The 26,261-nt window shown below is 39.3% G+C and carries 20 protein-coding genes and 1 other RNA gene; 15 read left to right on the plus strand and 6 right to left on the minus strand.

All coding sequences use genetic code 11. The annotated features are described in order from the left end of the window. Nucleotides 1-56: 56 nt before the first annotated feature. The 6 genes from AAFQ93_RS04210 (at nucleotide 57) to AAFQ93_RS04235 (ending at nucleotide 5,945) form a co-directional block, all read left to right on the plus strand. Nucleotides 57-1,757, plus strand: coding sequence for an acetolactate synthase large subunit (locus tag AAFQ93_RS04210; protein WP_375555692.1), 1,701 nt, complete (start codon nucleotides 57-59; stop codon nucleotides 1,755-1,757). Then, complete coding sequence (gene ilvN / locus AAFQ93_RS04215) at nucleotides 1,750-2,226, plus strand: acetolactate synthase small subunit (RefSeq protein ID WP_001253809.1); 477 nt, start codon at nucleotides 1,750-1,752, stop codon at nucleotides 2,224-2,226. The genes AAFQ93_RS04210 and ilvN overlap by 8 nt, the downstream gene beginning before the upstream one ends. Nucleotides 2,227-2,291: 65 nt before the next feature. Beyond that, complete coding sequence (ilvC, locus tag AAFQ93_RS04220) at nucleotides 2,292-3,314, plus strand: ketol-acid reductoisomerase (RefSeq protein WP_045763621.1); 1,023 nt, start codon at nucleotides 2,292-2,294, stop codon at nucleotides 3,312-3,314. 80 nt (nucleotides 3,315-3,394) lie between these two features. Beyond that, nucleotides 3,395-4,645 (plus strand): threonine ammonia-lyase IlvA, encoded by a 1,251-nt coding sequence (gene ilvA / locus AAFQ93_RS04225; protein ID WP_223140626.1) that lies wholly within the window; start codon nucleotides 3,395-3,397, stop codon nucleotides 4,643-4,645. Between the two features lie 82 nt (nucleotides 4,646-4,727). Next, the gene (locus AAFQ93_RS04230; RefSeq protein ID WP_000243418.1) at nucleotides 4,728-5,624 is read left to right on the plus strand and encodes an SPFH domain-containing protein; all 897 of its coding nucleotides are present in this window, start codon (nucleotides 4,728-4,730) and stop codon (nucleotides 5,622-5,624) included. 105 nt (nucleotides 5,625-5,729) lie between these two features. Continuing rightward, nucleotides 5,730-5,945 (plus strand): hypothetical protein, encoded by a 216-nt coding sequence (locus AAFQ93_RS04235; protein WP_001140700.1) that lies wholly within the window; start codon nucleotides 5,730-5,732, stop codon nucleotides 5,943-5,945. A 458-nt stretch (nucleotides 5,946-6,403) separates the two neighbouring features. Here the strand turns inward: AAFQ93_RS04235 and AAFQ93_RS04240 are convergent, their stop codons facing one another. Further along, entirely contained in the window at nucleotides 6,404-7,144 is a 741-nt protein-coding gene (locus tag AAFQ93_RS04240; protein WP_000081949.1) for an amino acid ABC transporter ATP-binding protein, read from the minus strand. Then, on the minus strand, nucleotides 7,144-8,709 hold the full coding sequence (locus AAFQ93_RS04245; RefSeq protein ID WP_045763619.1) for an ABC transporter substrate-binding protein/permease: 1,566 nt from the start codon (nucleotides 8,707-8,709) through the stop codon (nucleotides 7,144-7,146). The genes AAFQ93_RS04240 and AAFQ93_RS04245 overlap by 1 nt, the downstream gene beginning before the upstream one ends. Nucleotides 8,710-8,839: 130 nt before the next feature. Here AAFQ93_RS04245 and AAFQ93_RS04250 point away from each other — a divergent pair, with 130 nt between their 5' ends. Then, entirely contained in the window at nucleotides 8,840-10,735 is a 1,896-nt protein-coding gene (locus AAFQ93_RS04250; protein ID WP_375555693.1) for a DUF2207 family protein, read from the plus strand. Nucleotides 10,736-10,796: 61 nt separating this feature from the next. Continuing rightward, nucleotides 10,797-11,642, plus strand: a complete 846-nt coding sequence (locus tag AAFQ93_RS04255; RefSeq protein ID WP_049527374.1) for an undecaprenyl-diphosphate phosphatase — start codon at nucleotides 10,797-10,799, stop codon at nucleotides 11,640-11,642. Nucleotides 11,643-11,676: 34 nt separating this feature from the next. Here AAFQ93_RS04255 and dinB read toward each other — a convergent pair whose 3' ends face one another. Further along, a complete protein-coding gene (gene dinB, locus AAFQ93_RS04260) occupies nucleotides 11,677-12,738 on the minus strand; it encodes a DNA polymerase IV (protein ID WP_375555694.1) in 1,062 nt (353 codons plus the stop codon). A gap of 237 nt (nucleotides 12,739-12,975) precedes the next feature. On the opposite strand from dinB, the gene pflB reads away from it, so the two are divergent. Both pflB and AAFQ93_RS04270 read left to right on the plus strand, forming a co-directional pair. After that, nucleotides 12,976-15,291: a formate C-acetyltransferase gene (gene pflB, locus AAFQ93_RS04265; protein WP_000260625.1), complete on the plus strand. Its 2,316-nt coding sequence runs from the start codon at nucleotides 12,976-12,978 to the stop codon at nucleotides 15,289-15,291. Nucleotides 15,292-15,695: 404 nt separating this feature from the next. Further along, nucleotides 15,696-17,798 carry an AAA family ATPase gene (locus AAFQ93_RS04270; protein ID WP_375555695.1) on the plus strand — a complete coding sequence of 701 codons (2,103 nt, stop codon included), beginning with the start codon at nucleotides 15,696-15,698 and terminating at the stop codon, nucleotides 17,796-17,798. A gap of 54 nt (nucleotides 17,799-17,852) precedes the next feature. Here the strand turns inward: AAFQ93_RS04270 and AAFQ93_RS04275 are convergent, their stop codons facing one another. After that, nucleotides 17,853-18,335 carry an S-ribosylhomocysteine lyase gene (locus tag AAFQ93_RS04275; RefSeq protein ID WP_000032544.1) on the minus strand — a complete coding sequence of 161 codons (483 nt, stop codon included), beginning with the start codon at nucleotides 18,333-18,335 and terminating at the stop codon, nucleotides 17,853-17,855. Between the two features lie 223 nt (nucleotides 18,336-18,558). Between AAFQ93_RS04275 and AAFQ93_RS04280 the strand changes: the two genes are divergently transcribed. Further along, nucleotides 18,559-20,535, plus strand: a complete 1,977-nt coding sequence (locus AAFQ93_RS04280; RefSeq protein WP_375555696.1) for a peptide ABC transporter substrate-binding protein — start codon at nucleotides 18,559-18,561, stop codon at nucleotides 20,533-20,535. A gap of 326 nt (nucleotides 20,536-20,861) precedes the next feature. On the opposite strand, the gene pbp1a is transcribed toward AAFQ93_RS04280, so the two are convergent. Then, the gene (pbp1a, locus tag AAFQ93_RS04285; RefSeq protein ID WP_375555697.1) at nucleotides 20,862-23,024 is read right to left on the minus strand and encodes a penicillin-binding protein PBP1A; all 2,163 of its coding nucleotides are present in this window, start codon (nucleotides 23,022-23,024) and stop codon (nucleotides 20,862-20,864) included. After that, complete coding sequence (gene recU / locus AAFQ93_RS04290) at nucleotides 23,021-23,617, minus strand: Holliday junction resolvase RecU (protein WP_375555698.1); 597 nt, start codon at nucleotides 23,615-23,617, stop codon at nucleotides 23,021-23,023. Before recU ends, pbp1a begins: the two co-directional genes overlap by 4 nt. 67 nt (nucleotides 23,618-23,684) lie before the next feature. Between recU and AAFQ93_RS04295 the strand changes: the two genes are divergently transcribed. The 4 genes from AAFQ93_RS04295 (at nucleotide 23,685) to AAFQ93_RS04310 (ending at nucleotide 26,249) form a co-directional block, all read left to right on the plus strand. Further along, complete coding sequence (locus AAFQ93_RS04295; RefSeq protein WP_375555773.1) at nucleotides 23,685-24,212, plus strand: DUF1273 domain-containing protein; 528 nt, start codon at nucleotides 23,685-23,687, stop codon at nucleotides 24,210-24,212. 69 nt (nucleotides 24,213-24,281) lie between these two features. Next, the gene (gene gpsB / locus AAFQ93_RS04300; protein WP_000146538.1) at nucleotides 24,282-24,611 is read left to right on the plus strand and encodes a cell division regulator GpsB; all 330 of its coding nucleotides are present in this window, start codon (nucleotides 24,282-24,284) and stop codon (nucleotides 24,609-24,611) included. 18 nt (nucleotides 24,612-24,629) lie between these two features. Then, nucleotides 24,630-25,010, plus strand: an RNA gene (gene rnpB, locus AAFQ93_RS04305) — RNase P RNA component class B. An 81-nt stretch (nucleotides 25,011-25,091) separates the two neighbouring features. Beyond that, the gene (locus AAFQ93_RS04310; RefSeq protein ID WP_375555699.1) at nucleotides 25,092-26,249 is read left to right on the plus strand and encodes a class I SAM-dependent RNA methyltransferase; all 1,158 of its coding nucleotides are present in this window, start codon (nucleotides 25,092-25,094) and stop codon (nucleotides 26,247-26,249) included. Nucleotides 26,250-26,261 lie beyond the last annotated feature (12 nt).

Consider the following 26,261-nt stretch of genomic DNA (forward strand, 5'->3'; position numbering starts at 1 on the left):
TTGAAAAAATGGTATGATAGTAACAAGCTATTTTTAAGAGAAGAGAAAGGGGAACGATGGAGAAAATCATTTTAGACTCACCTAAGACGGGATCGGATCTTGTTTTGGAAACACTTCGCGACTTAGGAATCGACACGATTTTTGGTTATCCTGGTGGAGCAGTACTTCCTTTATATGATGCTATTTATAATTTTAAGGGAATCCGCCATATTCTAGGTCGCCATGAGCAGGGCTGTCTTCACGAAGCTGAAGGTTATGCTAAGTCAACAGGAAAACTGGGTGTTGCAGTCGTCACAAGCGGACCAGGAGCTACAAATGCCATTACAGGGATCGCAGATGCTATGAGTGATAGTGTTCCCCTTTTGGTCTTCACAGGACAAGTTGCAAGAGCGGGAATCGGTAAGGATGCTTTTCAAGAAGCTGATATCGTTGGTATCACCATGCCAATCACTAAGTACAATTATCAGGTTCGAGAAACTGCGGATATTCCGCGAATTATTACAGAAGCTGTGCATATTGCGACTACAGGTCGTCCAGGGCCAGTCGTCATTGACCTACCAAAAGATGTTTCTGCGCTTGAGACAGACTTCATTTACTCTCCAGAGATAGATTTACCAAGTTATCAGCCAACACTTGAGCCAAATGATATGCAAATCAAGAAAATCTTGAAGCAATTGTCTAAGGCTAAAAAACCAGTTTTGCTAGCTGGTGGTGGGATTAGTTACGCTGAGGCTGCAGGGGAGTTAAATGAATTTGCAGAGCGTTATCAAATTCCAGTTGTGACAAGTCTTTTGGGACAGGGAACAATTGCAACTAGCCATCCACTGTTTTTGGGAATGGGTGGAATGCACGGTTCCTTTGCAGCTAACATTGCGATGACTGAGGCTGATTTTATGATTTCTATTGGTTGTCGCTTTGATGACCGTTTGACTGGAAATCCTAAAACCTTTGCTAAGAATGCAAAAGTAGCACATATTGATATCGATCCTGCAGAGATTGGTAAGATTATCGCAGTTGATATTCCGGTTGTTGGTGATGCGAAAAAGGCCTTACAGCAGTTGCTAGTTGAGCCAATTGTTCGTAACAATACTGAAAAGTGGATTGAAAAAGTTACAAAAGATAAGAATCGTGTTCGTTCATATGATAAGAAAGAACGTGTGGTTCAACCTCAAGCAGTTATTGAACGTATCGGTGAGTTGACCAAGGGTGATGCTATTGTTGTAACAGACGTTGGGCAACACCAAATGTGGACGGCTCAATACTATCCTTACAAAAACGAGCGTCAATTGGTTACGTCAGGTGGTTTAGGAACTATGGGATTCGGAGTCCCTGCAGCTATTGGTGCTAAGATTGCCAATCCAGATAAAGAAGTTGTTCTCTTTGTCGGAGATGGTGGTTTCCAGATGACCAATCAGGAATTAGCAATCTTAAATATTTACAAGATTCCAATCAAGGTCATCATGCTTAACAACCACTCACTTGGGATGGTCCGCCAGTGGCAAGAAGCCTTCTATGATGGTCGAACTTCAGAGTCGGTATTTGAAACCTTGCCAGACTTTCAATTGATGGCTCAAGCCTACGGGATTAAAAATTATAAGTTTGATAATCCTGAAACTCTTGAGAAGGATTTGGAAGTCATCATGGAAGATGTACCAATGTTTATTGAAGTAGACATTTCTCGTAAAGAACATGTTTTACCGATGGTACCAGCTGGTAAGAGTAATCATGAGATGTTGGGGGTGAAGTTTAATGCGTAGAATGTTAACAGCCAAACTTCAAAACCGTTCAGGTGTTCTCAATCGCTTCACAGGAGTCTTATCGAGACGTCAAGTCAATATCGAAAGCATTTCTGTGGGCGCAACGGAAAATCCTAATGTATCACGAATTACCATTATCATCGATGTTGCCTCACATGATGAAGTTGAGCAAATCATCAAACAACTTAATCGTCAGATTGATGTGATTCGCATTCGTGATATCACGGATCAGCCCCACTTAGAACGAGAAGTGATTCTTATAAAGGTTTCAGCGCCTGCTGAAAAACGTGCAGAAATTTTGGCTATTATCCAACCTTTCCGTGCAACAGTAGTCGATGTAGCTCCAAGTTCCATTACCATTCAGATGACTGGGAATGCAGAGAAGAGTGAAGCTTTGATTCGAGTGATTCGACCATATGGTATTAAGAATATCGCTCGTACGGGTGCAACTGGATTTACCCGCGACTAAAAATCCAACCTCAATTTGTTAAACTAGCCTAATAGGCAATAAAAATAGAAAAGAGAGAAAAAACTATGGCAGTTCAAATGGAATACGAAAAAGATGTAAAAGTAGCAGCACTTGACGGTAAAAAAATCGCCGTTATCGGTTATGGTTCACAAGGTCATGCTCACGCTCAAAACTTGCGTGATTCAGGTCGTGATGTGATCATCGGTGTACGCCCAGGTAAATCTTTTGACAAAGCAAAAGAAGATGGTTTTGATACATACACAGTAGCAGAAGCAACTAAGTTGGCTGATGTTATCATGATCTTGGCTCCAGACGAAATCCAACAAGAATTGTACGAAGCAGAAATTGCACCAAACTTGGAAGCTGGAAATGCTGTTGGATTTGCACATGGTTTCAACATCCACTTCGAATTCATCAAAGTTCCTGCAGATGTTGACGTCTTCATGTGTGCTCCTAAAGGACCAGGACACTTGGTACGTCGTACTTACGAAGAAGGATTTGGTGTTCCAGCGCTTTACGCTGTCTACCAAGATGCAACAGGAAATGCTAAAGACATCGCTATGGACTGGTGTAAAGGTGTTGGTGCAGCTCGTGTAGGTCTTCTTGAAACAACTTACAAAGAAGAAACTGAAGAAGACTTGTTTGGTGAACAAGCAGTACTTTGTGGTGGTTTGACTGCCCTTATTGAAGCTGGTTTTGAAGTCTTGACAGAAGCTGGTTATGCTCCAGAATTGGCTTACTTTGAAGTTCTTCACGAAATGAAATTGATCGTTGACTTGATCTACGAAGGTGGATTCAAGAAAATGCGTCAATCAATTTCAAACACTGCTGAATATGGCGACTATGTTTCAGGTCCACGTGTAATCACTGAACAAGTCAAAGAAAATATGAAAGCAGTTCTTGCGGACATCCAAAATGGTAAATTCGCCAACGACTTTGTAAATGACTACAAAGCTGGACGTCCAAAATTGACTGCCTACCGTGAACAAGCAGCTAACCTTGAAATTGAAAAAGTTGGTGCAGAATTGCGTAAAGCAATGCCATTTGTCGGTAAAAACGACGATGATGCATTCAAGATCTACAACTAATTTTTAAGAATATAAACAGAAGGCGAGTTGGGGGGAACCTAACTCGTTTTTTATCTTGAAAACTCATCGAGGAGGAGATTATGCTAAGTGCAAAAGATGTGGTGAAAGCCCACAAGGTTTTGAGTGGTGTAGTAGCCAATACGCCGCTTGACTACGATCATTATTTATCCGAAAAATACGGAGCGAAAATTTATCTTAAAAAGGAAAATGCTCAACGTGTCCGTTCTTTTAAAATTCGTGGGGCTTATTACGCAATTTCCCAATTGACAAAAGAGGAACGTGAACGTGGTGTAGTGTGTGCTTCAGCGGGAAATCACGCTCAAGGAGTTGCCTACACATGTAATGAGATGAATATTCCTGCAACAATCTTTATGCCAATTACGACACCTCAACAGAAAATTGGTCAGGTTCGTTTCTTTGGAGGAGATTTTGTAACCATTAAATTAGTAGGGGATACTTTTGATGCTTCAGCCAAGGCTGCTCAAGACTTTACCGTAGCTGAAAATCGTACTTTTATTGATCCCTTTGATGATCCCTATGTTCAAGCTGGTCAGGGTACGGTAGCCTATGAAATTTTAGAAGAAGCTCGTAAAGAATCTATTGAATTTGATACTATCTTGGTACCTGTTGGAGGCGGAGGTCTCATTTCAGGTGTTTCTACTTATATTAAAGAAACAAATCCTCAGATTGAGGTCATTGGAGTAGAGGCTGAAGGTGCTCGTTCTATGAAGGCTGCCTTTGAAGCTGGAGGACCGGTTAAACTTAAAGAAATTGATAAGTTTGCGGATGGAATTGCTGTGCAAAAGGTAGGACAGTTGACCTATGAAGCAACACGCAAACATGTAGAAACTCTTATCGGAGTAGATGAAGGCTTGATTTCTGAGACCTTAATTGATCTTTATTCTAAACAAGGTATCGTAGCAGAACCTGCGGGTGCTGCTAGTGTTGCAGCTCTAGAAGTATTATCCGATTATATTAAGGGCAAGACTATTTGTTGTATCATTTCTGGAGGGAATAATGACATCAACCGTATGCCAGAGATGGAAGAACGTGCCTTGATTTATGATGGTATCAAGCATTACTTTGTAGTGAATTTCCCACAACGTCCGGGAGCACTTCGAGAGTTTGTAAATGATATCTTGGGGCCAAATGATGATATCACTCGTTTTGAGTATATTAAACGTGCCAGCAAGGGAACAGGACCAGTCTTAATCGGGATTGCTCTTGCTAACAAGCATGATTATGCGGGATTGATTCACCGGATGGAAAAATTCGACCCGTCTTATATTAACTTGAATGGGAATGAGACCCTATATAATATGCTTGTTTAATATGCTATGAAATTTTTATCATATTATTTGCCTAACCTATTTACTAGTGCTATAATGTAAGTGAAGAAAGGGGGAGATTCCCATGGTTTTAAAAGTTATACTTGTTCTAATTATTCTAATGCTTATTGTAGGAGCTATATTAATGAGCTCAATCTATGTTGTTCGACAACAATCAGTAGCTATCATTGAACGATTTGGTAAGTATCAAAAATTGAGCAATAGTGGTATTCACCTAAGAGCACCATTTGGGATTGATAAAATTGCAGCTCGTGTACAACTGCGTCTCTTGCAAAGTGAAATCGTTGTGGAAACCAAGACTCAAGATAACGTATTTGTGACGATGAATGTTGCGACACAGTACCGAGTAAATGAACAAAATGTTACAGATGCTTACTATAAACTAATGAGACCTGAGGCTCAAATCAAATCTTATATTGAAGACGCATTGCGCTCATCAGTTCCTAAGTTAACTTTGGATGAATTGTTTGAGAAAAAGGATGAAATTGCATTAGAAGTTCAAAAACAAGTAGCGGAAGAAATGTCAACGTATGGGTACATTATCGTCAAAACGCTCATTACCAAAGTAGAGCCGGATGCGGAAGTCAAGCAATCGATGAATGAAATCAATGCTGCTCAACGTAAGAGAGTAGCAGCACAAGAATTGGCCGAAGCAGATAAAATTAAGATCGTAACAGCGGCCGAAGCAGAGGCAGAAAAGGATCGCCTACATGGTGTGGGGATCGCAGAGCAACGAAAAGCAATTGTTGATGGACTTGCTGATTCTATTAAAGAGTTAAAAGGAGCCAATGTTGAATTAACTGAAGAGCAAATCATGTCAATCTTGTTAACTAACCAGTATTTAGATACATTGAATAATTTTGCAGAAAAACAAGGTAATAATACAATTTTCTTACCAGCAAATCCTAACGGAGTTGAAGATATACGAACCCATATATTATCGGCTTTAAAAGCCAAGTAAACTAAATCTTAACGTCTTATTTGATTGGATATATGTTTTTTTATTGACAAATGCCATAAAAACGTATACGATTAAATATCGTAAAGAATAAAATAGGAGAAAAACATGGCTAAGACTAACTTTGAAAAAGTAGAATCAGTTGTTAGCTGGGTTCGTGATAAGAAGATCACTGGTTATCGTATTTCTAAAGAAACGAATGCACGTGAAATGTCTATCATTGCTCTAGCTCAAGGACGTGCAAAAGTTAAAAATATTTCCTTTGAAACAGCCCTTGGATTAATTGATTTCTATGAAAAAAATCATGAAAAATTTGAAGATTAATCTTTGGATACAAGCAGACTCTAATTAGGGTCTGCTTTTATTTATGGAACGGCGAAATAGCCATGCTATGACCTACTCAACAAATCTATTTGTTAGGATGAGCTAGGTTGACAGGGAGCTGCGTGATCTCATACTCTTCGAAAATCAAATTCAAACCACGTCAGCTTCGCCTTGCCGTACTCAAGTACAGCCTGCGGCTCGCTTCCTAGTTTGCTCTTTGATTTTCATTGAGTATCACTCATGAAAATCAAATAAAAGATTAGGAATATAGCTACAAGCAATACTTGCTCAGGAAACAGAAGAAGGGATAAAGCTGATTTTTAAAGTATATAAAAAGAGGTCGGGATAAAAAACTCCGACCTTGATTTTTATGTTCATGAGCCTTTGACTCAATGTTGATTAGGGATTGAAAAGGAATACAACTCTTGGTTTAAGAGGTTTATCCAACCGCTTTTATCTTATCCTAAATATCGTTGTAAAAATTCTCTTGTACGTTCCTCTTTAGGATTTGTAAATAAATCTTCAGGTTTGCCTTCTTCTGCAATCACACCTTTGTCCATAAAGATGACACGGTGTGATACGTCACGAGCAAATTCCATTTCGTGGGTTACAACGATCATTGTCAAGCCTTCTTGAGCTAGTTCTTGCATGATTTTTAGAACTTCACCGACCATTTCAGGGTCAAGGGCTGAAGTAGGCTCGTCAAAGAGAATGGCATCAGGATTCATAGAAAGCGCGCGAGCAATGGCTACACGTTGCTTTTGACCACCAGAAAGTTGTTTTGGTTTAGCTTGCCAGTAGCGCTCTCCCATGCCAACTTTTTCAAGGTTTTCTTTAGCAATTTTCTCTGCTTCTGATCGTTCACGTTTGAGGACAGTTGTCTGTGCAACAATCGTATTTTCAAGAACGTTGAGATTTTCAAAGAGGTTAAAGGATTGGAAAACCATGCCTAGTTTTTCACGATAGTGAGTGAGATTATACCCTTTTTCAAGTACGTTTTCACCGTGATAAAGAATCTCACCTTCAGTTGGTGTTTCGAGAAGGTTGATAGAACGTAGGAAGGTTGATTTACCACTACCGGAACTACCGATGATAGAAATCACTTCTCCTTTATGAATAGTGAGAGAGATGTCTTTTAGGACCTCGTTTTGCCCGTAGGATTTTTTGAGGTGTTTGATTTCAAGGATTGGTTGACTCATTATTTCAAATCCTCCGTTTGCATTTGGTTAGCACCTGTCGTGTAGGTATCCATATCCATACGTTTTTCGATGAAGCGTAGGATACGCGTTACTGTGAAGGTGAGGACAAAGTAGATAACTGCGATGATGGTAAAGGTTTGGAAGTACTGGTAGGTTTGTGTTGCTACTGTGTTTCCTGAGAAGTAAAGTTCTACAACAGAGATAACGTTCAATACAGAAGTATCCTTGATGTTTATGACGAACTCATTACCAGTCGCTGGTAGAATATTTCGAACAACTTGAGGCAAAACAATCTTACGCATGGTCTGATTATGAGTCATACCAAGTGCAGTTGCTGCTTCAAATTGTCCCTTATCAACAGCTAGGATACCACCACGAACAATTTCAGTCATGTAAGCACCAGTGTTGATCGAAACGATAAAGATAGCAGCTAGCGTACGGTCTAGGTTGATCCCGAAAGCTTGAGCAGTTCCATAGTAGATAACCATAGATTGTACAATCATAGGTGTTCCACGGAAAATTTCAATATAGATATTGAGAATCCAACCAATTAGTTTTTGGATACCAAAGATAAATTGGTTTTCAGATAGAGGTGCTGTACGGAAGACACCGATAGCAAGACCGATAGCGAGACCAACTATGGTACCGATAATTGAAATGAGAAGGGTAATACCAGCACCACGCAAGAGTTGTTGCCAGTTTTCAGTCAGAATTTTAGCGACTTGACCAAAGAAATTACTGTTGCTTTCTTCTGTCGTTGTAGATTCTGCTGGTTGCTCTTTAATCATACGATCCATGAGCGCAACTTGTTCATCTTTAGAAATGGTTTCAATACTGGCGTTGATTTGGCTAATACGGTCATCATCTTTACGAAGTCCAATAGCGATAGATGTATCTTCTTCACCAGTTTTAAAACCAGGTTCAGGCTGAATCATTTTGAACTTAGCGTTTGCTGATTCGGCGGTGAGAGCTTCTGGTCGTTCAGAAACATAGGCATCAATGACACCAGCTTCAAGGGCTTGACGCATTTGGGCGAAATCTCCCATGGCAGTTTCCTTCTGAGCGCCTGAGATTTGTGAAATCAAATCATAAAGGTAAACACCTTGTTGAGAAGTGATTTTTGCTCCGCTAAAGTCCTCTAGTGATTTGGCGTTTGCATAGGCAGAATCCTTTTTGACCAAAAGTACTGGTTCGCTAGTATAGTAGCTGCTTGAAAATGCAATTTCTTGTTTGCGTTCAGCAGTTGGGCTCATACCTGCAATGATCATATCAATCTTACCAGAAGTAAGGGCTGGAACAAGTCCTTCCCACTTGGTTTTAACAACTAAGGGCTCTTTGCCTAGGTCCTTAGCAATCTTTTTAGCTATTTGGACGTCGTAACCATTAGCATATTGGTTGGTTCCATCGATTTTGACAGCGCCGTTACTGTCGTCATCTTGAGTCCAGTTAAAGGGTGCGTAGGCTGCCTCCATACCGATGCGTAAATATTCATCGGCTTGGACCTGGCTAACTAGTCCTAAAGTAAGGGCCAGGCTAGCAAGGATAGTTAAGCATAATTTTTTCATGATTTCTCCTATTTCTAGTCTAAAATTGCTTCTCTCTATTGTATCGAAAAAGCGGAACTTTTTCAATCTTAGTAAACCCTTACTTGTAAAAAATGATATAATGGTGAAAAAACTTGAAAGGGAGTATACGATGAAAAAAAGATGGCTATTTACTTTGGTGTTTGCCTGTTTGCTATTGGTACCGCACCTGGTTTTTGCTGTAGACTTTGATATTCTATCTTATAAGGGAGATTTGAATATTCATGCAGATAATACAGCAGTTTTCCAACAAACAATCACCTATCGTTTTAAAGATGATTTTAATGGTCAATCGGTCGGACTAGGAAAAGCAGGGAAAATGCCAGAAGGCTTTGAGATTGATGATGATCCCACTGTTCTTGTATCAAAGAATGGAGAAATTATAGAAGATGCACTTTCCTACACAAAGGAAAATGGGAAAGGCTATCAAGTAATAATTTTAAATCCAGGAAAAGCTGGAGACACTGTACGTGTAACCATTACCTGGCAATTGAAAAATCTTCTTTTCTTATATCAGGATATTGCTGAGCTGAATTGGCAACCACTGACAGATAGTTCAGGAGACATCAAAGACTTAGAATTTCGAGTAACTTCAGATAGTCCGGCAGAGAAAGTTTTTTTTCATACTGGAAAACTCCTCAATGAGGGTAGTGTCGAAAAAGTAAATGATATTTATCGGGTGAAGATGAAAACTCTTCCTAGAAAACGTCAAGTTGAGCTACATGCCTATTGGCCCAGGGAGGCTTTCTCGGTAGCTCCAAGCCAAGGACTGGAAGAAGAGCGTTTAAGAGATTTAAAAAAAATTGAGATAGAAATAAAAGCTAGCAAAGTGCAAGCTAGTCTCATGATAAAGTGGATTTTCCCAATAGTCTTTATCGTGTTATTGATGATGACCATCATGTATTATCGAGCATTTCGTAAACATACGACCCTCAAAAAGGTATATCCCAAGGATCATCGACTCTACGAACTTCCAATGGACCTACCTCCAATGGTTTTGGCGGAGGCTATTTACTCTACCTCCTTGGAGGAAATCAGTCCCTTGAATAAGAAGAAGTTTGGCAAATTCTCTTTTGAACGATTGATTCAGGCGACTTTGCTAGACTTAGTTGATCGAGGGCATTTATCCATTTTTCAGGGTGAAGAAGAACCGTGGATAAAAATCAATAGTGAAAAAGGCTTGTCGAATTTTGAAAAAGAATGCTTGCGGATGACTCTCTCAACTAATAAAGAACTGGCTCTTTCAGACCTTTTTCCAGAGTATCAAGTTTCTTCAGGACTATTCCATGGAGCTAAGGAAGCTGATGAGCAGCATATTCGCGAATTCGGCTTGCATCTCAAGCGTTCCTTCGAGAGACGACTTCAACGCATGCAAAGTTGTGTTCGAGACAAGGTAAAAATTCTACGTCTTCCAAGCTATTATCGTCCTTTGACTGATAAAGAAAGTAGTCTTGTGAATGGGATGAAAGTCTGTTCAGCTATAACAGGTTTAATAGGCCTTCTTGTCTTTTATTATAGTCTGCGAACACGTGGTTATTTCTCACTTCCTTTACTTTCCCTAGGTTTAATAGGCTTACTTGCCAGTGCCTTAGTTTATTTTGTGACTCGAGGTCCATCTCGTGATGGAGTCTTAAACGAAGAAGGGGCAGAAGCCTATTACCTTTGGACAAGTTTTGAAAATATGCTTCGTGATATTGCTCATCTTGATAAGGCTGAACTAGAGAGCATTGTACTTTGGAATCGTATTTTGGTTTATGCAACTCTGTATGGATACGCAAAGAAAGTGAATAAGATCATGAAGCTCCACAATATTCAACTTGAAAACGAAACTATGAATCTTTATGTATCTTGTGGCTGGGATAAACAGTTTCATACATCTGCTGCTCACATTAATCAATACACTTCGGTCGCAAATACAGCAAGTACCTTCTCTGTATCATCTGGAAGCGGTAGCTCTGGTGGAGGTTTCTCAGGCGGTGGCGGTGGTGGAAGTATTGGTGCTTTCTAAAGAAAACTCAACACAGCCTTTAAAAGTATGATATAATGGAGGATAGAAAAAGGAGTTATCTATGTATCTTATTGAAATTTTAAAATCTATCTTTTTTGGGATTGTTGAAGGAATTACGGAATGGTTGCCGATTTCAAGTACTGGTCACTTGATTTTGGCAGAAGAGTTTATCCAGTATAAAGATCAAAATGAAGCTTTTATGTCTATGTTTAACGTAGTCATTCAACTGGGTGCTATCCTAGCCGTTATGGTTATCTACTTTAACAAACTGAATCCTTTCAAACCAGGCAAGGATAAAGTCGAAGTTCGTAGAACTTGGCAATTATGGTCCAAAGTATTTGTTGCAACCCTCCCTCTTCTTTTAGTCTTTAAGTTTGATGATTGGTTTGATACTCATTTCCATAATATGGTTTCAGTAGCTATTATGCTGATTGTTTATGGGGTTGCCTTTATCTATCTTGAAAAACGTAACAAAGCGCAAGCGATTGAGCCAACAGTAACTGAACTAGATAAGTTGCCTTATAAAACAGCCCTCTATATCGGACTTTTCCAAGTCTTGGCCCTTTTACCAGGGACTAGCCGTTCAGGTGCGACTATCGTCGGTGGTTTGTTAAATGGAACCAGTCGTTCAGTGGTGACAGAATTCACCTTCTATCTAGGAATTCCTGTTATGTTTGGAGCTAGTGCCTTGAAGATTTTTAAATTCATCAAGGCAGGAGAAGTTTTGAGTTTTGGTCAATTCTTCTTACTCTTAGTAGCCATGGTAGTCGCTTTTGCAGTCAGCATGGTTGCTATTCGTTTCTTGACCAGCTATGTTAAGAAACACGACTTTACAGTCTTCGGTAAATACCGTATTGTCCTTGGTAGTGTCTTGTTGCTTTATAGCTTTGTTCGATTATTTGTATAATAAAAAAACCTTGAGGGAAGATTCCTTCAAGGTTTTAAAATCCAGTCACAGTGACACCCAATAAGCGAACGTCTTTATCTTTATCTGTCAGAGATTCGTAAAGTTGGATAGCCATTTGTGAAATAGTTCCAGCATCTTGGATCTTTTGAGATAAGCTTTTCCGCTTAGTCATTGTAGAAAAGTCAGCATAGCGGATTTTTAAAATAACAATCTTTCCAGATTTTTCATGTTTTTGAAGACTTAGGGCAACTCTTTCCGAAAGGAGGGTTAGCTCTTTTTTGATATCCTCTTCTAGATTGAGAACCTTACTATAGGTTTTTTCTTTACCGATAGACTTACGAATGCGATTGGATTTGACGGGAGAATTATCAATACCACGAGCCTTGCGATACAGGTCAAAACCGAGTCTACCAAAACGGTCAATGAGACTAATTTCAGAAATTTTTAAAAGATCAGCACCTGTAAATACCCCCATTTGATGCAATTTCTCAACTGTTTTCTTACCTACACCGTGGAATTTAGCGATATCCATTTGTTTGAGAAAATCTTCAGCTTCATCAGGGAGAATAACTGTCAGACCTCGAGGTTTTTGGTAATCGCTAGCGATTTTAGCTAAGAATTTATTGTAAGACACACCAGCAGAAGCAGTCAGATGAAGTTCTTGCCAAATATCTTGTTGAATTAGTCGAGCTATTTTAACAGCGGACTTGATGCCGAGTTTGTTTTCAGTCACGTCTAGATAAGCTTCATCGATACTCATAGGCTCGATATTATCCGTATAACGTTTGAAAATAGCTCGAATCTGTTGACCGACAGCAGTATATTTTTCGTAGTTTCCAGAAATGAAAACGGCTTGAGGGCAACGTTCATAGGCCTCTTTAGAACTCATGGCTGAGTGGATGCCAAAGGCTCTCGCTTCATAACTACAAGTCGAAACAACTCCGCGACCACCTGTTTTTCTCGGGTCACTACCAATAACAACGGGTTTCCCTTTTAGTTTGGGATTGTCCCGAATTTCTACCGCAGCAAAAAAGGCATCCATGTCAATATGGATGATTTTACGAGATAAATCATTCATTAGTGGAAAAATCAACATGGAGAAACCTCTCAGTGCTAGTTTGTTTAATTTTATTATACTCTTTTTCTGAAAAATTGAAAATCAAATAACCTCTTTCAAAAATATAATACAGTTTGTGGAATATTTTGAACTGTATTAGAAAAGAAAGTGTTAAAAAAGTGAGTTTTTAGTTGTTGAAATCGTTTACTGTGTGTTATACTGAATACATGAATGTAACAGATGACTGTTACTAGAAAGAAAAAAGAGGACATTAACATGGTTGTTAAGACAGTTGTTGAAGCACAAGATATTTTTGACAAAGCCTGGGAAGGCTTTAAAGGTGTTGACTGGAAAGAAAAAGCAAGTGTATCACGCTTTGTACAAGCTAACTACACACCTTACGATGGAGACGAAAGCTTCCTTGCAGGACCAACAGAGCGTTCACTTCACATCAAAAAAATCGTAGAAGAAACTAAAGCACACTACGAAGAAACTCGTTTCCCAATGGACACTCGTCCAACTTCTATTGCTGATATTCCTGCTGGATTTATCGACAAAGAAAACGAATTGATTTATGGTATCCAAAACGATGAACTCTTCAAATTGAACTTCATGCCAAAAGGTGGTATCCGTATGGCTGAAACTACTTTGAAAGAAAATGGATACGAACCAGATCCAGCTGTTCACGAAATTTTCACTAAATACGTAACAACAGTTAACGACGGTATCTTCCGCGCTTACACTTCAAACATTCGTCGCGCTCGTCACGCACACACTGTAACTGGTCTTCCAGATGCATACTCACGCGGACGTATCATCGGTGTTTACGCACGTCTTGCTCTTTACGGTGCAGACTACTTGATGCAAGAAAAAGTAAACGATTGGAATTCAATCGAAGAAATCGATGAAGAAACAATCCGTCTTCGTGAAGAAATCAATCTTCAATACCAAGCATTGCAACAAGTTGTTCGCTTGGGTGACCTTTACGGAGTTGACGTTCGCAAACCTGCGATGAACGTTAAAGAAGCAATCCAATGGGTTAACATCGCCTTCATGTCTGTCTGCCGTGTTATCAACGGTGCTGCTACATCTCTAGGACGTGTGCCAATCGTATTGGACATCTTTGCAGAACGTGACCTTGCTCGTGGTACATTTACTGAATCAGAAATCCAAGAATTTGTTGATGATTTCGTTATGAAACTTCGTACAGTTAAATTTGCTCGTACAAAAGCTTATGACCAATTGTACTCAGGTGACCCAACTTTCATCACAACTTCTATGGCTGGTATGGGTAACGACGGTCGTCACCGTGTTACTAAGATGGACTACCGTTTCTTGAACACTCTTGACAACATCGGTAACTCTCCAGAACCAAACTTGACAGTTCTTTGGACTGACAAATTGCCATACAACTTCCGCCGCTACTGTATGCACATGAGCCACAAACACTCTTCAATCCAATACGAAGGTGTAACAACAATGGCTAAAGATGGATATGGTGAAATGAGCTGTATCTCATGTTGTGTATCTCCACTTGACCCAGAAAACGAAGAACAACGTCACAACATCCAGTACTTCGGTGCTCGCGTTAACGTTCTTAAAGCTCTTCTTACTGGTTTGAACGGTGGTTACGATGATGTTCATAAAGACTACAAAGTATTTGACATCGAACCAATCCGTGACGAAGTTCTTGAATTCGAATCAGTTAAAGCTAACTTTGAAAAATCTCTTGACTGGTTGACAGACACTTACGTAGATGCTTTGAACATCATCCACTACATGACTGATAAGTACAACTACGAAGCTGTTCAAATGGCCTTCTTGCCAACTAAACAACGTGCTAACATGGGATTCGGTATCTGTGGATTCGCTAACACTGTTGACACATTGTCAGCTATCAAATACGCTACAGTTAAACCAATCCGTGATGAAAATGGCTACATCTACGATTACGAAACAATCGGTGAATACCCACGTTGGGGTGAAGATGACCCACGTTCAAACGAATTGGCAGAATGGTTGATCGAAGCTTACACAACTCGTCTACGTAGCCACAAACTTTACAAGAACGCAGAAGCTACAGTTTCACTTTTGACAATCACATCTAACGTTGCTTACTCTAAACAAACTGGTAACTCACCAGTCCACAAAGGTGTATACCTCAACGAAGATGGTTCAGTGAACTTGTCTAAACTTGAATTCTTCTCACCAGGTGCTAACCCATCTAACAAAGCTAAAGGTGGATGGTTGCAAAACTTGAACTCACTTGCTAGCCTTGACTTTGGTTACGCAGCTGATGGTATCTCATTGACAACTCAAGTATCACCACGTGCTCTTGGTAAAACTCGTGACGAACAAGTTGATAACTTGGTAACAATCCTTGATGGTTACTTCGAAAACGGTGGACAACACGTTAACTTGAACGTTATGGACTTGAATGATGTTTACGAAAAGATCATGTCAGGTGAAGACGTAATCGTACGTATCTCAGGATACTGTGTAAATACTAAGTACCTCACTCCAGAACAAAAAACTGAATTGACACAACGTGTCTTCCACGAAGTTCTTTCAATGGATGACGCATTGAGCTAAGATTCATAAATAATAAATTAAAAACCAGTCATTTTGACTGGTTTTTTTGTTATAAAAAATTTTTTAAAAAAAATAGTCAAATTTGGTCAAATCTCTTGACTATTACTGACCAAAGTGATATACTAAGAACATAAGGATAAGGAAATCCTTAGAAAACCTTGATTTTAAGGTGATTGTGTAATTTATCTTAAGGTCAAAGTATGGGTAAAACCTAGAAAAGAGGTACAACCTATGATGAACATTAGTATTTTTAGAAGTCCAATCACAAAACCTTTATTGGATAAAGAAAAACCTGAAATTATACGTAGAGTAGCAAATAGCTAGTCTAAATTTTTTAAAACAAAGGTCAGAGAAAGTCAAATTAATTTGACTAACTAATTTTGAAAACAAACGAGGTATGAAATATGAACAACAACTTTAATAACTTTAACAACATGGATGATTTGTTTAACCAATTAATGGGCGGTATGCGTGGATACAGTTCAGAAAACCGTCGTTACTTGATTAACGGTCGTGAAGTAACACCTGAAGAATTTGCTATTTATCGTCAAACAGGTCAGCTGCCAAGTGAAGGAAGTGACCAAGCTCAGTATGTTCAAGGTAAAGCTATGAAACAAGATGGTATTCTTGCAAAACTTGGACGTAACTTAACAGCTGAAGCTCGTGAAGGTAAGTTAGATCCGGTTATTGGACGTAATAAGGAAATTCAAGAAACATCTGAAATCCTTTCTCGTCGTACAAAGAATAACCCAGTTCTTGTCGGTGATGCTGGTGTTGGTAAAACAGCAGTAGTTGAAGGTTTGGCTCAAGCTATTGTGAATGGAGACGTTCCAGCAGCAATCAAGAACAAAGAAATCATTTCAATTGATATTTCTGGACTTGAAGCTGGTACTCAATACCGTGGTAGCTTTGAAGAAAACATTCAAAACCTGGTAAACGAGGTTAAAGAGGCTGGAAATATTATCCTCTTCTTCGATGAAATCCACCAAATCCTTGGTGCAGGTAGCACAGGGGATGGTCAAGGATCTAAAGGTCTTGCTGATATCTTGAAACCAGCTCTTTCACGTGGTGAATTGACGGTGATTGGGGCAACAACTCAAGATGAATATCGCAACACTATTTTGAAAAATGCTGCTCTTGCTCGTCGTTTCAACGAAGTAAAAGTTAATGCACCATCTGCTGAAGATACTTTCAAGATTCTCCAAGGGATCCGTGATCTTTATCAACACCACCACAATGTTATCTTGCCAGATGAAGTATTGAAAGCGGCTGTTGATTACTCTGTTCAATATATTCCACAACGTAGCTTGCCAGATAAGGCTATCGACTTGGTCGATGTGACAGCTGCTCACTTGGCAGCACAACACCCAGTGACAGATGTACATGCTGTGGAACATGAAATTGAAGAAGAAAAAGCTAAACAAGAAGCTGCAGCTGCTAAAGAAGATTACGAAGCAGCATTAAATGCAAAAGTTCGTATCGAAGAACTTGAAAAGCAAATTGCTAACCATACAGAAGATCACAAGGTTACAGCGACTGTTAATGACGTAGCTGAGTCTGTAGAACGTATGACAGGTATTCCTGTTTCACAAATGGGTGCAACTGATATTGAACGTTTGAAAGATATGGGCAACCGTTTGCAAACTAAGGTTATCGGTCAAGATAAAGCCGTTGAAGCAGTGGCACGTGCCATCCGTCGTAACCGTGCAGGATTTGACGAAGGTAACCGTCCAATTGGTAGCTTCCTCTTTGTAGGTCCTACTGGTGTTGGTAAAACTGAGTTGGCTAAACAATTAGCTCTTGATATGTTCGGAACGAAAGATGCCATCATTCGTTTGGATATGTCTGAATACAGCGACCGTACAGCCGTTTCTAAATTGATTGGTACTACTGCAGGTTATGTTGGTTACGATGACAACAACAATACATTGACTGAACGTGTTCGTCGTAATCCATACTCAATCGTCCTTCTTGATGAGATTGAAAAGGCAGATCCTCAAGTGATCACTCTTCTTCTTCAAGTATTGGATGATGGTCGTTTGACAGACGGTCAAGGTAACACTGTAAACTTCAAGAATACAGTGATTATCGCAACTTCAAATGCTGGCTTTGGTTATGAAGCCAACTTGACAGAAGATGCGGACAAACCAGAGCTAATGGATCGTTTGAAACCATACTTCCGTCCAGAGTTCCTCAACCGTTTCAATGCTGTTATCGAATTCTCACACTTGAGCAAGGAAGATCTTTCTAAGATTGTGGATTTGATGTTGATTGATGTCAATAAGACACTTGCTAAGAAAGAAATCGACTTGGCAGTGAGCGATGCAGCTAAAGAATACATGACTGAAGAAGGTTATGATGAAGTCATGGGTGTTCGTCCACTCCGTCGAGTAGTTGAACAACAAATCCGTGACAAAGTAACAGACTTCCACTTGGATAATCTTGATGCTAAACACCTTGAAGCCGACATGGAAGATGGTGTCTTGGTCATTCGTGAAAAAGCCTAAATCAAAGTTTTGCGAATCAAAAAAGGAACCAGCTGAAAAGCTGGTTCTTTTGTGTTAAATGACATGACGCTCAAAGGCATCGTCTGAAATTCCTTGTTCAAGAATCAATTTTGCCCACTCCTTAGCAGAGAAAAGGCTATGATCCTTGTAGTTACCACAAGATTCAATGGTTGTTCCTGGGACATCCTCCCAAGTTGTGGTTTCAGCGATTTCCTTTAGTGAATCCTTGATGACAGCTGCGATTTCTGCGCTAGTATGACGTCCCCACATAATCATATGGAAACCTGTACGACACCCAAATGGTGAACAATCAATCATCCCGTCGATGCGAGTACGGATGAGTTTGGCTAAGAGGTGCTCGATTGTATGAAGACCAGCAGTAGGGATAGAGTCTTCATTTGGTTGAACCAAGCGAATATCAAAGTTAGAAATGATATCTCCTTTAGGACCTGTTTCTTCTCCGATTAAACGGACATACGGTGCTTTAACAATGGTGTGATCCAGTTCAAAACTTTCAACAATAACTTCTTTTGACATGGTATTTCCTTTCAATTTTCTCCTTTCATTATATCATAAAGATTTACTTGAAAACTGCTAACAAAGAGATTTTTCAAATATGAATGCCAAAAAAGTGACTGACTGTAAAAAATAATTTTAAAATGGCAATTGTTTTCAATTCAATTTGAAAAATTCTGAAAATTGTATTGACACTTAGCAAAAAAGGGACTATAATGTATAAAAAGTCATAAAGGAGTTTATTATGAAATTTTCAAAAGTAATGGCCCTAGCAGGAGTGACTCTGTTGGCGTCAGGTGTTTTGGCGGCTTGTTCAGGTTCGAGCGCAAAAGGTGAGAAAACTTTTTCTTACACGTATGAAACCGACCCAGACAACCTCAACTATTTGACAACTGGTAAAGCAGCAACTGCTAATATCACTAGTAACGTCATTGACGGTTTGATGGAAAATGACCGCTACGGAAACTTTGTGCCATCAATGGCAGAAGATTGGTCTGTATCTCAAGATGGTTTGACTTACACTTACACAATCCGTAAAGATGCTAAATGGTATACTTCTGAAGGTGAAGAGTACGCAGCTGTGAAAGCTCAAGACTTTGTAACAGGTCTTAAATATGCAGCTGACAATAAATCAGAAGCACTTTATCTCGTTCAAGATTCTATTAAGGGTCTTGATGCATATGTGAAAGGTGAAGTTAAAGACTTTTCTGAAGTTGGAATCAAGGCAATTGATGATCAGACAGTTCAATACACTTTGAACAAACCTGAAAGCTTCTGGAACTCTAAAACAACTATGGGTGTTCTTGCACCGGTCAATGAAGAATTCCTTACTTCACAAGGAAGTAACTTTGCCAAAGCAACTGATCCAAGTAGTATCCTTTATAACGGTCCTTACTTGTTGAAATCATTGGTAGCTAAATCGTCAGTAGAATTTGAAAAGAATCCAAATTACTGGGATAAGGACAATGTTCATATTGATAAAGTAAAACTCTCATTCTGGGATGGTCAAGATACAAATAAACCTGCAGAAACCTTTAAGTCTGGTGGTTTCTCAACGGCTCGTCTATTCCCAACAAGTGCAAGTTATCCTGAAACTGAAAAAGAGTTTAAAGACAATATCGTTTATACACCACAAGATTCTTCAACTTACTTAATTGGTACCAATATTGATCGTCAGTCTTATAAATATACTTCTAAGACTACAGATGAGCAAAAAACTTCAACTAAGAAAGCTCTCCTTAACAAAGACTTCCGTCAATCGATTGCCTTCGGTATTGATAGAACAGCTTATACTTCTCAAATCAATGGAGAAAGTGGAGCAACAAAACTTCTTCGTAACTTGTTCGTACCACCAACATTTGTTCAAGCAGATGGTAAAAACTTTGGTGAGTTAGTTAAGGAAAAATTGGTGACCTATGGTGACGAGTGGAAAGATGTTAACCTAGACGATGCTCAAGACGGTCTTTACAGTCCAGAAAAAGCAAAAGCAGAATTTGCTAAAGCTAAGACAGCTCTCCAAGCAGAAGGTGTTCAATTCCCAATTCACTTGGATATGCCGGTTGACCAAACAAGTACTACAAAAGTACAACGTGTTCAATCATTGAAACAATCACTTGAAGCAACATTAGGAACTGATAACGTAGTCGTTGATATCCAACAACTTCCAAAAGATGAAGTTCTCAATGTCACTTACTTTGCAGAATCAGCTGCTGGGGAAGATTGGGACCTTTCAGATAACGTTGGTTGGACTCCAGACTTTGCAGACCCATCTACTTACCTTGATATCATCAAACCATCAGTCGGTGAAAACACTAAAACTTACCTAGGATTTGATGCAGGAACAAATAATGCTGCTGCCAAACAAGTTGGTTTGGAAGACTACGAAAAGATGGTTGTTGAAGCTGGAAATGAAAACACTGACGTTTCAAAACGTTATGACAAATATGCTGCAGCCCAAGCTTGGTTGACAGATAGTGCTTTGATTATTCCAACATCTTCTCAAACTGGACGTCCAATGTTGTCTAAGATGGTACCATTTACGCTTCCATTTGCTTACTCAGGTAACAAGGGAACAACTGAACCTCTCTTGTACAAATACCTTGAACTTCAAGATAAGCCAGTAACTGCTGATGAATATCAAAAAGCTCAAGATAAATGGAAGAAAGAAAAAGAAGAATCTAATAAAAAAGCGCAAGAAGACCTTGCAAATCATGTTAAATAATAAAAAAGAGGCCGGACAAAAAGTCTGGCCTTTTGATACCCTTCCTGAGACTTTAGTTTAGCATGTTGATTATTGGTTTAATCCCTGCATTGAAGTAGTAGATTAGACTTTCTAAGTCACGCCCCTGTTCATAGATAAACTACATAAAAATAAGGTATCTTTTATCTATAATATTAAACAGTTTTCCCGACTATTTATCATGTGTTTGGGATAAGGTTGCGATTGAGGTATTTAACCTGTTCAGTTGTTTCTCTACATATTTTTAAAAAGTTTGATATAAACTATATAGAAAAAACTGAGGTGTTATTCTCAGTTTTTTCTATATTTTATTGCTGTCTTCGTGGATTTTGTTGGGGTTGGTTTTGTTGTTGAGAATTTGCAGATGAGTTTGGTTGCGTTGCATTTGGATTAGGAGTACCATTCGTATTTTCGTTTGAAGAGCTTTCACTTTCAGTTGTTGAAGTTGAACTTGAGCTAGAGCTCTCTGTTGTCGAACTTGCTTGAGTTGACTGTGGAATCCAGTTGCTACGTGCCCCATTCTTGAAGATGTAATCACCACTTCTATGAAGTCCTTCTGGCATCGTCCAGTCACCAGGGGAATCATCCTCGGAAAGGTACTGCATCATTGAGCGATAGATGTTGGCCGCTACTCTAAATCCATCTCCTTCGATTGGAGTGAGACGATTTGAATAACCTGTCCAAACCGCCATTGAATATTTGCGGGTATATCCTACAAACGATTCATCAGGTGCGACATAATCGTATCTCTTAATGTAATTTTCAATTTCATCATCTGTATAGTTAGATGTACCCGTCTTACCTGCTTGTGGAAGCCATGAAATATAAGCATCTCGACCTATACCAGAGTATAATACTGTTTTCATCATTTCTGTCATCATATAGGCAGTTGTTTCTTTCATAGCGCGTGAGCCAGGATCAGAGTACTCTTTTGAACTACCGTCACTAAAGACAATCTTGTTGATATACATTGGTTTATGGTAGATACCACCGTTAGCAAAAGCAGCGTAAGCAGCAGCCATTTTTTCGCTGCTTGCACCATATTTTCTATTTGATTCAGTTGTATTACTTGATATAGCATTAGCATAGACCATAGTTGGGTAGTCAATTCCTAGACCATTTAAGAAAGTTTTAGCTTGGTCTAATCCAACTTTGTCAAGAGTTTCAACTGCTGGTACGTTCCGTGATTGTTGGATAGCTGTTTGTAGGGTGATACTGCCCAAATAGCCTCTATCCCAGTTGTAAAGAGGGATATTTGTACCTGGATAGTTGTAGGGAGCATCTTTAAGCATGTAGGCTGTTGAGTCATAAATTCCATACTCTAGTGCGGGAGCATAGTCTGTGATTGGTTTCATGCTAGAACCCCAGTCACGATTGGTTTCCACAGCTTGGTTGGTACCAAATGAAACGTTACTTGCTTGGTGACGAGCTCCGAGTTGGGCAATAACTTTACCATTTGATACATCAACGATAGTAGAAGCTGCTTGGATATCATCATCAGGATAGTTTACGTATTGATCAGTATTATAGACGTCCCAAAGGTGTTTTTGTACCTCTGGGTCAACGTTGGTATAGACTTCCATACCTGTTGTTAATAGATTATAACCTGTTTCTTGCTCCACTTGATCAATAACCTCTTTAAGATAGTTATCCATGTACTGTGGATAGCTATTAATAGATTTTAGACTTTGAAGTCCATCTGTGATTGGAGTATTGATGGCTGTTTCATATTGTTCGGCTGTAAGGTAACCTTGTTTTTGCATTTCTGACAAAACGAGGTTCCGTCTTTCAAGGGCTGCTTCAGGGTTAGAATAAGGATCATATTGATTTGGAGCCTGTGGCATACCTGCTAAGAGTGCTAGCTGAGGAATGGATAAGTCTTTGAGGTCCTTACCATAATAGTTTTCCGCAGCTGTCTGCATACCATAGTTACCATTTGACATGTAGACCTTGTTGATGTAATAGGTTAAGATTTCTTGCTTAGTTGCAGTTCGCTCTAGCTGGATAGCTAACCAAGCCTCTTGAACTTTACGGGATAGAGTTTGATCAGCTGTTGATGTTGAAAAGTAAGTTAATTTAATTAACTGCTGAGTCAAAGTTGATCCACCTTGAAGACCACTATTGCTTCGAAGGTTACGAAGGAATGCTCCTGCTATACGAATGCTATCAATTCCTCTGTGGTTAAAGAAACGGTGATCTTCGATAGAGACAATCGCATTGACAAGATCAGTAGGAATGTCACTACTTTGAGCATTGACACGACGTTCAGCGCCTAAATCTGCGATTAGTTCATTTTTGCTATCATAAATTTTACTGGATGTAGTTGCAACAAGTTTACTCTCGGAAAGTTCAGGAGCCTTGTTTGCATAGTAAAGAAAGACACCACCACCAAGCAGGAAAGCTGCGATAAATAAGCTAATCACACCAATGCCGAGGTATTTAGCGATGCGCAAGATAGTTTGTTTGTTCATATTGTTTTACCACCTAGTAAATGTTGTTTGACTGTATCAAGGTAAGGAATTTGTGGAAAAGCAGACTGCTCAATCACATAACCGAATTCTTTGATATAGTCAAGCGGCATTGACTTTTTTCCCATATCCTGATGATAAAAACGGATGAGGTCAAGTGCCGGCAATAAATACGTTTCTTGATAAGAAGAAAAATGAAGAAGGACAAAGCAAATTCCTTTTTGTTCAAGGACTTGTTCCATATGCCGAATCTGATGAGGATGGAAGTTCTTCATCGGAATCGCATGTTTTTGCTTGGTTTCCTTGGCTTCGAAATCGATGTAAAACCCTTCATAAACTCCAGAATAATCGGTAGTCGATGCTTGTCTAAAATAAGCTTCAACAATCTTAGCACGACTACGCTGAGGATAGTCTACGCGGACAATCTGAACAGGAGTTGGTTTCTTATGAATAACAGCTAAACCGTGTGTCAGATAATACTCGTTTGTAGCATTGATCATCTTCTCAAAGGTCATCCCACGATTTGCGAAATTTTTAGTTTGTGAGGTGACTTGTTGTTTTTTTTTCGATGAAAGTCTATGAGGATAGTTGACCATAATTCTCCTTATTGGTACAATAACATCACTCTATTATACCATAAAAGTGAACAGAAAGGGTGAAAAAATGCATACAGCCTTGGTTTTAGGCTATTCTAGCTTTGATTTAGGATTGTTTAATGACAAAGATATTCGTTTAAAAATTATTAAAAAAGCCATTCGTAGAGATTTGGAAAAAATGGCTGACGAAGGGTTGAAATGGTTGGTGTTTACGGGAACTCTGGGATTTGAACACTGGGTTTTGGAGGTGGCCAGAGATATGAAAGATGACTTTGGTTTCCAACTTGCGACTATCTTTGATTTTGAGACTCATGGGGAAAACTGGAATGAGGGGAATCGGGTTAAACTTAGTGAATTTAAACAAGTTGATTTTGTTAAATACGCCTATCCGAACTATGAACACAAGGGTCAATTACGAGATTATCAACTTTTCTTACTTGAAAATACAGATGGAGCCTATCTTTTTTATGATGAAGAAAATGAAACAAAACTGAAGTATTTTTACGAACTGATGAAAAAGAAAGACAACTATATTACAAAAAGATTAACATTTGAGGAATTAAACGAAGTAGCTGAAAATTTTTCCGAAAATTGAGCCTTTGACCTTGCTTTTTGTTTGCCTTTTTTTATATAATAATACTAGCAACTGAGAATGGAGAGAGACATGGCAAGTATTATTTTTACAGCAAAAGATATTTTTGAGCAGGATTTTGGAAGAGAAGTACGTGGATATAGTAAAGCAGAGGTTGATGAATTCTTGGATGATGTCATCAAGGATTATGAAACTTATGCAGCATTAGTAAAGTCACTCCGTTTAGAAATTGCAGAGTTGAAAGAGGAATTGGCAAAAAAACCTCAAGTGACTCCAGTAGCTTCTGAACCAGCAGAGCTTGGAAGTACAACTTCTATGACAAACTTTGATATTTTGAAACGTTTGAATCGTCTTGAAAAAGAAGTATTTGGCAAACAAATCATGGATAATTCTGATTTCTAAGAATACTTCTGTTGTGCAATTTTTGGATAATCGCGTGAAGAGAGTTTCTTTTCATGAGGAAAGTCCATGCTAGCACAGGCTGTGATGCCTGTAGTGTTTGTGCTAGGCGAAACCATAAGCCTAGGGACGAGAAATCGTTACGGCAGTTGAAATGGCTAAGTCTTAGGATATGTCAGAGTAGACTTGAAAGTGCCACAGTGACGGAGTCTCTCTGGAAACAGAGAGAGTGGAACGCGGTAAACCCCTCAAGCTAGCAACCCAAATTTTGGTCGGGGCATGGAGTGCGCGGAAACGAACGTAGTACTCTGACTGCTAGCAGCTAGAGCTGCTAGTGGTAGACAGATGATTATCGAAGGAAGTGGTCCTAGTCACTTCTGGAACAAAACATGGCTTATAGAAAATTGCATATAGGTTGGGGCTGAGATATATTCTCAACCTCATTTTTTAAAGTGAATAAAGAAAGGTCTATAAAAGACTGAAATGAAAACAACATTTAATTTAATTGCGACTGCTGCGGCGGGTTTGGAAGCTGTAGTTGGACGTGAAGTAAGAGATTTGGGTTATGATTGTCAAGTTGAAAATGGGCGAGTTCGTTTTCAAGGTGATGTTAAAGCGATTATCCAAACTAACCTGTGGCTAAGAGCTGCGGATAGAATCAAAATTGTTGTGGGAACTTTTCCTGCAAAAACATTTGAAGAGCTCTTCCAAGGTATTTTTGCTCTAGATTGGGAGAACTATCTCCCACTTGGAGCCCGTTTCCCAATTGCCAAGGCTAAGTGTGTCAAGTCAAAATTACACAATGAGCCAAGTGTGCAGGCAATTTCTAAGAAGGCAGTTGTTAAGAAACTACAAAAACACTATGCACGACCAGAAGGTGTTCCTCTGATGGAGAATGGCCCTGAGTTCAAGATTGAAGTTTCCATTTTGAAAGATGTAGCGACTGTTATGATTGATACAAGTGGGTCAAGTCTCTTTAAACGTGGTTACCGTACTGAAAAAGGTGGAGCTCCGATCAAAGAAAATATGGCAGCTGCGATTTTGCAACTGTCAAACTGGTATCCAGATAAGCCTTTGATTGATCCAACCTGTGGTTCTGGAACTTTTTGTATTGAGGCGGCTATGATTGCGCGCAAGATGGCGCCTGGTTTACGTCGTTCTTTTGCCTTTGAAGAATGGAACTGGGTTAGTGACCGCTTGATTCAAGCAATCAGAACTGAGGCTAGTAAGCAGATAGATCGAGAAATTGAACTGGATATTATGGGCTGTGATATCGATGGTCGTATGGTAGAAATTGCCAAGGCTAATGCGCAGGCAGCAGGAGTATCTGGAGATATTCTCTTTAAACAGATGCGCGTACAGGATTTGCGTACGGACAAGATTAATGGAGTCATTATCTCTAACCCACCTTATGGGGAACGTTTGTCAGATGATGCAGGAGTAACTAAACTTTATGCTGAAATGGGTGAGGTTTTTGAACCTCTCAAAACTTGGAGTAAGTTTATCCTGACAAGTGATGAAGCCTTTGAAAGCAAATATGGTAGTCAGGCGGACAAAAAACGAAAACTCTACAACGGTACTTTGAAAGTTGATCTATATCAATATTTTGGTCAACGTGTCAAAAGAAATTTGACAGATTAGAAAGGAGCTGCC

This window comes from Streptococcus nidrosiense, assembly GCF_042140045.1.
Taxonomy (GTDB): Bacteria; Bacillota; Bacilli; order Lactobacillales; family Streptococcaceae; genus Streptococcus; species Streptococcus nidrosiense.

Excerpts from the sequence above, each read along its gene's own strand:
- AAFQ93_RS04210 (WP_375555692.1), top strand. The coding sequence starts at position 57 with ATGGAGAAAATCATTTTAGACTCACCTAAGACGGGATCGGATCTTGTT.
- ilvN (WP_001253809.1), top strand. The coding sequence starts at position 1,750 with ATGCGTAGAATGTTAACAGCCAAACTTCAAAACCGTTCAGGTGTTCTC.
- ilvC (WP_045763621.1), top strand. The coding sequence starts at position 2,292 with ATGGCAGTTCAAATGGAATACGAAAAAGATGTAAAAGTAGCAGCACTT.
- ilvA (WP_223140626.1), top strand. The coding sequence starts at position 3,395 with ATGCTAAGTGCAAAAGATGTGGTGAAAGCCCACAAGGTTTTGAGTGGT.
- AAFQ93_RS04230 (WP_000243418.1), top strand. The coding sequence starts at position 4,728 with ATGGTTTTAAAAGTTATACTTGTTCTAATTATTCTAATGCTTATTGTA.
- AAFQ93_RS04235 (WP_001140700.1), top strand. The coding sequence starts at position 5,730 with ATGGCTAAGACTAACTTTGAAAAAGTAGAATCAGTTGTTAGCTGGGTT.
- AAFQ93_RS04240 (WP_000081949.1), bottom strand. The coding sequence starts at position 7,144 with ATGAGTCAACCAATCCTTGAAATCAAACACCTCAAAAAATCCTACGGG.
- AAFQ93_RS04245 (WP_045763619.1), bottom strand. The coding sequence starts at position 8,709 with ATGAAAAAATTATGCTTAACTATCCTTGCTAGCCTGGCCCTTACTTTA.
- AAFQ93_RS04250 (WP_375555693.1), top strand. The coding sequence starts at position 8,840 with ATGAAAAAAAGATGGCTATTTACTTTGGTGTTTGCCTGTTTGCTATTG.
- AAFQ93_RS04255 (WP_049527374.1), top strand. The coding sequence starts at position 10,797 with ATGTATCTTATTGAAATTTTAAAATCTATCTTTTTTGGGATTGTTGAA.
- dinB (WP_375555694.1), bottom strand. The coding sequence starts at position 12,738 with ATGTTGATTTTTCCACTAATGAATGATTTATCTCGTAAAATCATCCAT.
- pflB (WP_000260625.1), top strand. The coding sequence starts at position 12,976 with ATGGTTGTTAAGACAGTTGTTGAAGCACAAGATATTTTTGACAAAGCC.
- AAFQ93_RS04270 (WP_375555695.1), top strand. The coding sequence starts at position 15,696 with ATGAACAACAACTTTAATAACTTTAACAACATGGATGATTTGTTTAAC.
- AAFQ93_RS04275 (WP_000032544.1), bottom strand. The coding sequence starts at position 18,335 with ATGTCAAAAGAAGTTATTGTTGAAAGTTTTGAACTGGATCACACCATT.
- AAFQ93_RS04280 (WP_375555696.1), top strand. The coding sequence starts at position 18,559 with ATGAAATTTTCAAAAGTAATGGCCCTAGCAGGAGTGACTCTGTTGGCG.
- pbp1a (WP_375555697.1), bottom strand. The coding sequence starts at position 23,024 with ATGAACAAACAAACTATCTTGCGCATCGCTAAATACCTCGGCATTGGT.
- recU (WP_375555698.1), bottom strand. The coding sequence starts at position 23,617 with ATGGTCAACTATCCTCATAGACTTTCATCGAAAAAAAAACAACAAGTC.
- AAFQ93_RS04295 (WP_375555773.1), top strand. The coding sequence starts at position 23,685 with ATGCATACAGCCTTGGTTTTAGGCTATTCTAGCTTTGATTTAGGATTG.
- gpsB (WP_000146538.1), top strand. The coding sequence starts at position 24,282 with ATGGCAAGTATTATTTTTACAGCAAAAGATATTTTTGAGCAGGATTTT.
- AAFQ93_RS04310 (WP_375555699.1), top strand. The coding sequence starts at position 25,092 with ATGAAAACAACATTTAATTTAATTGCGACTGCTGCGGCGGGTTTGGAA.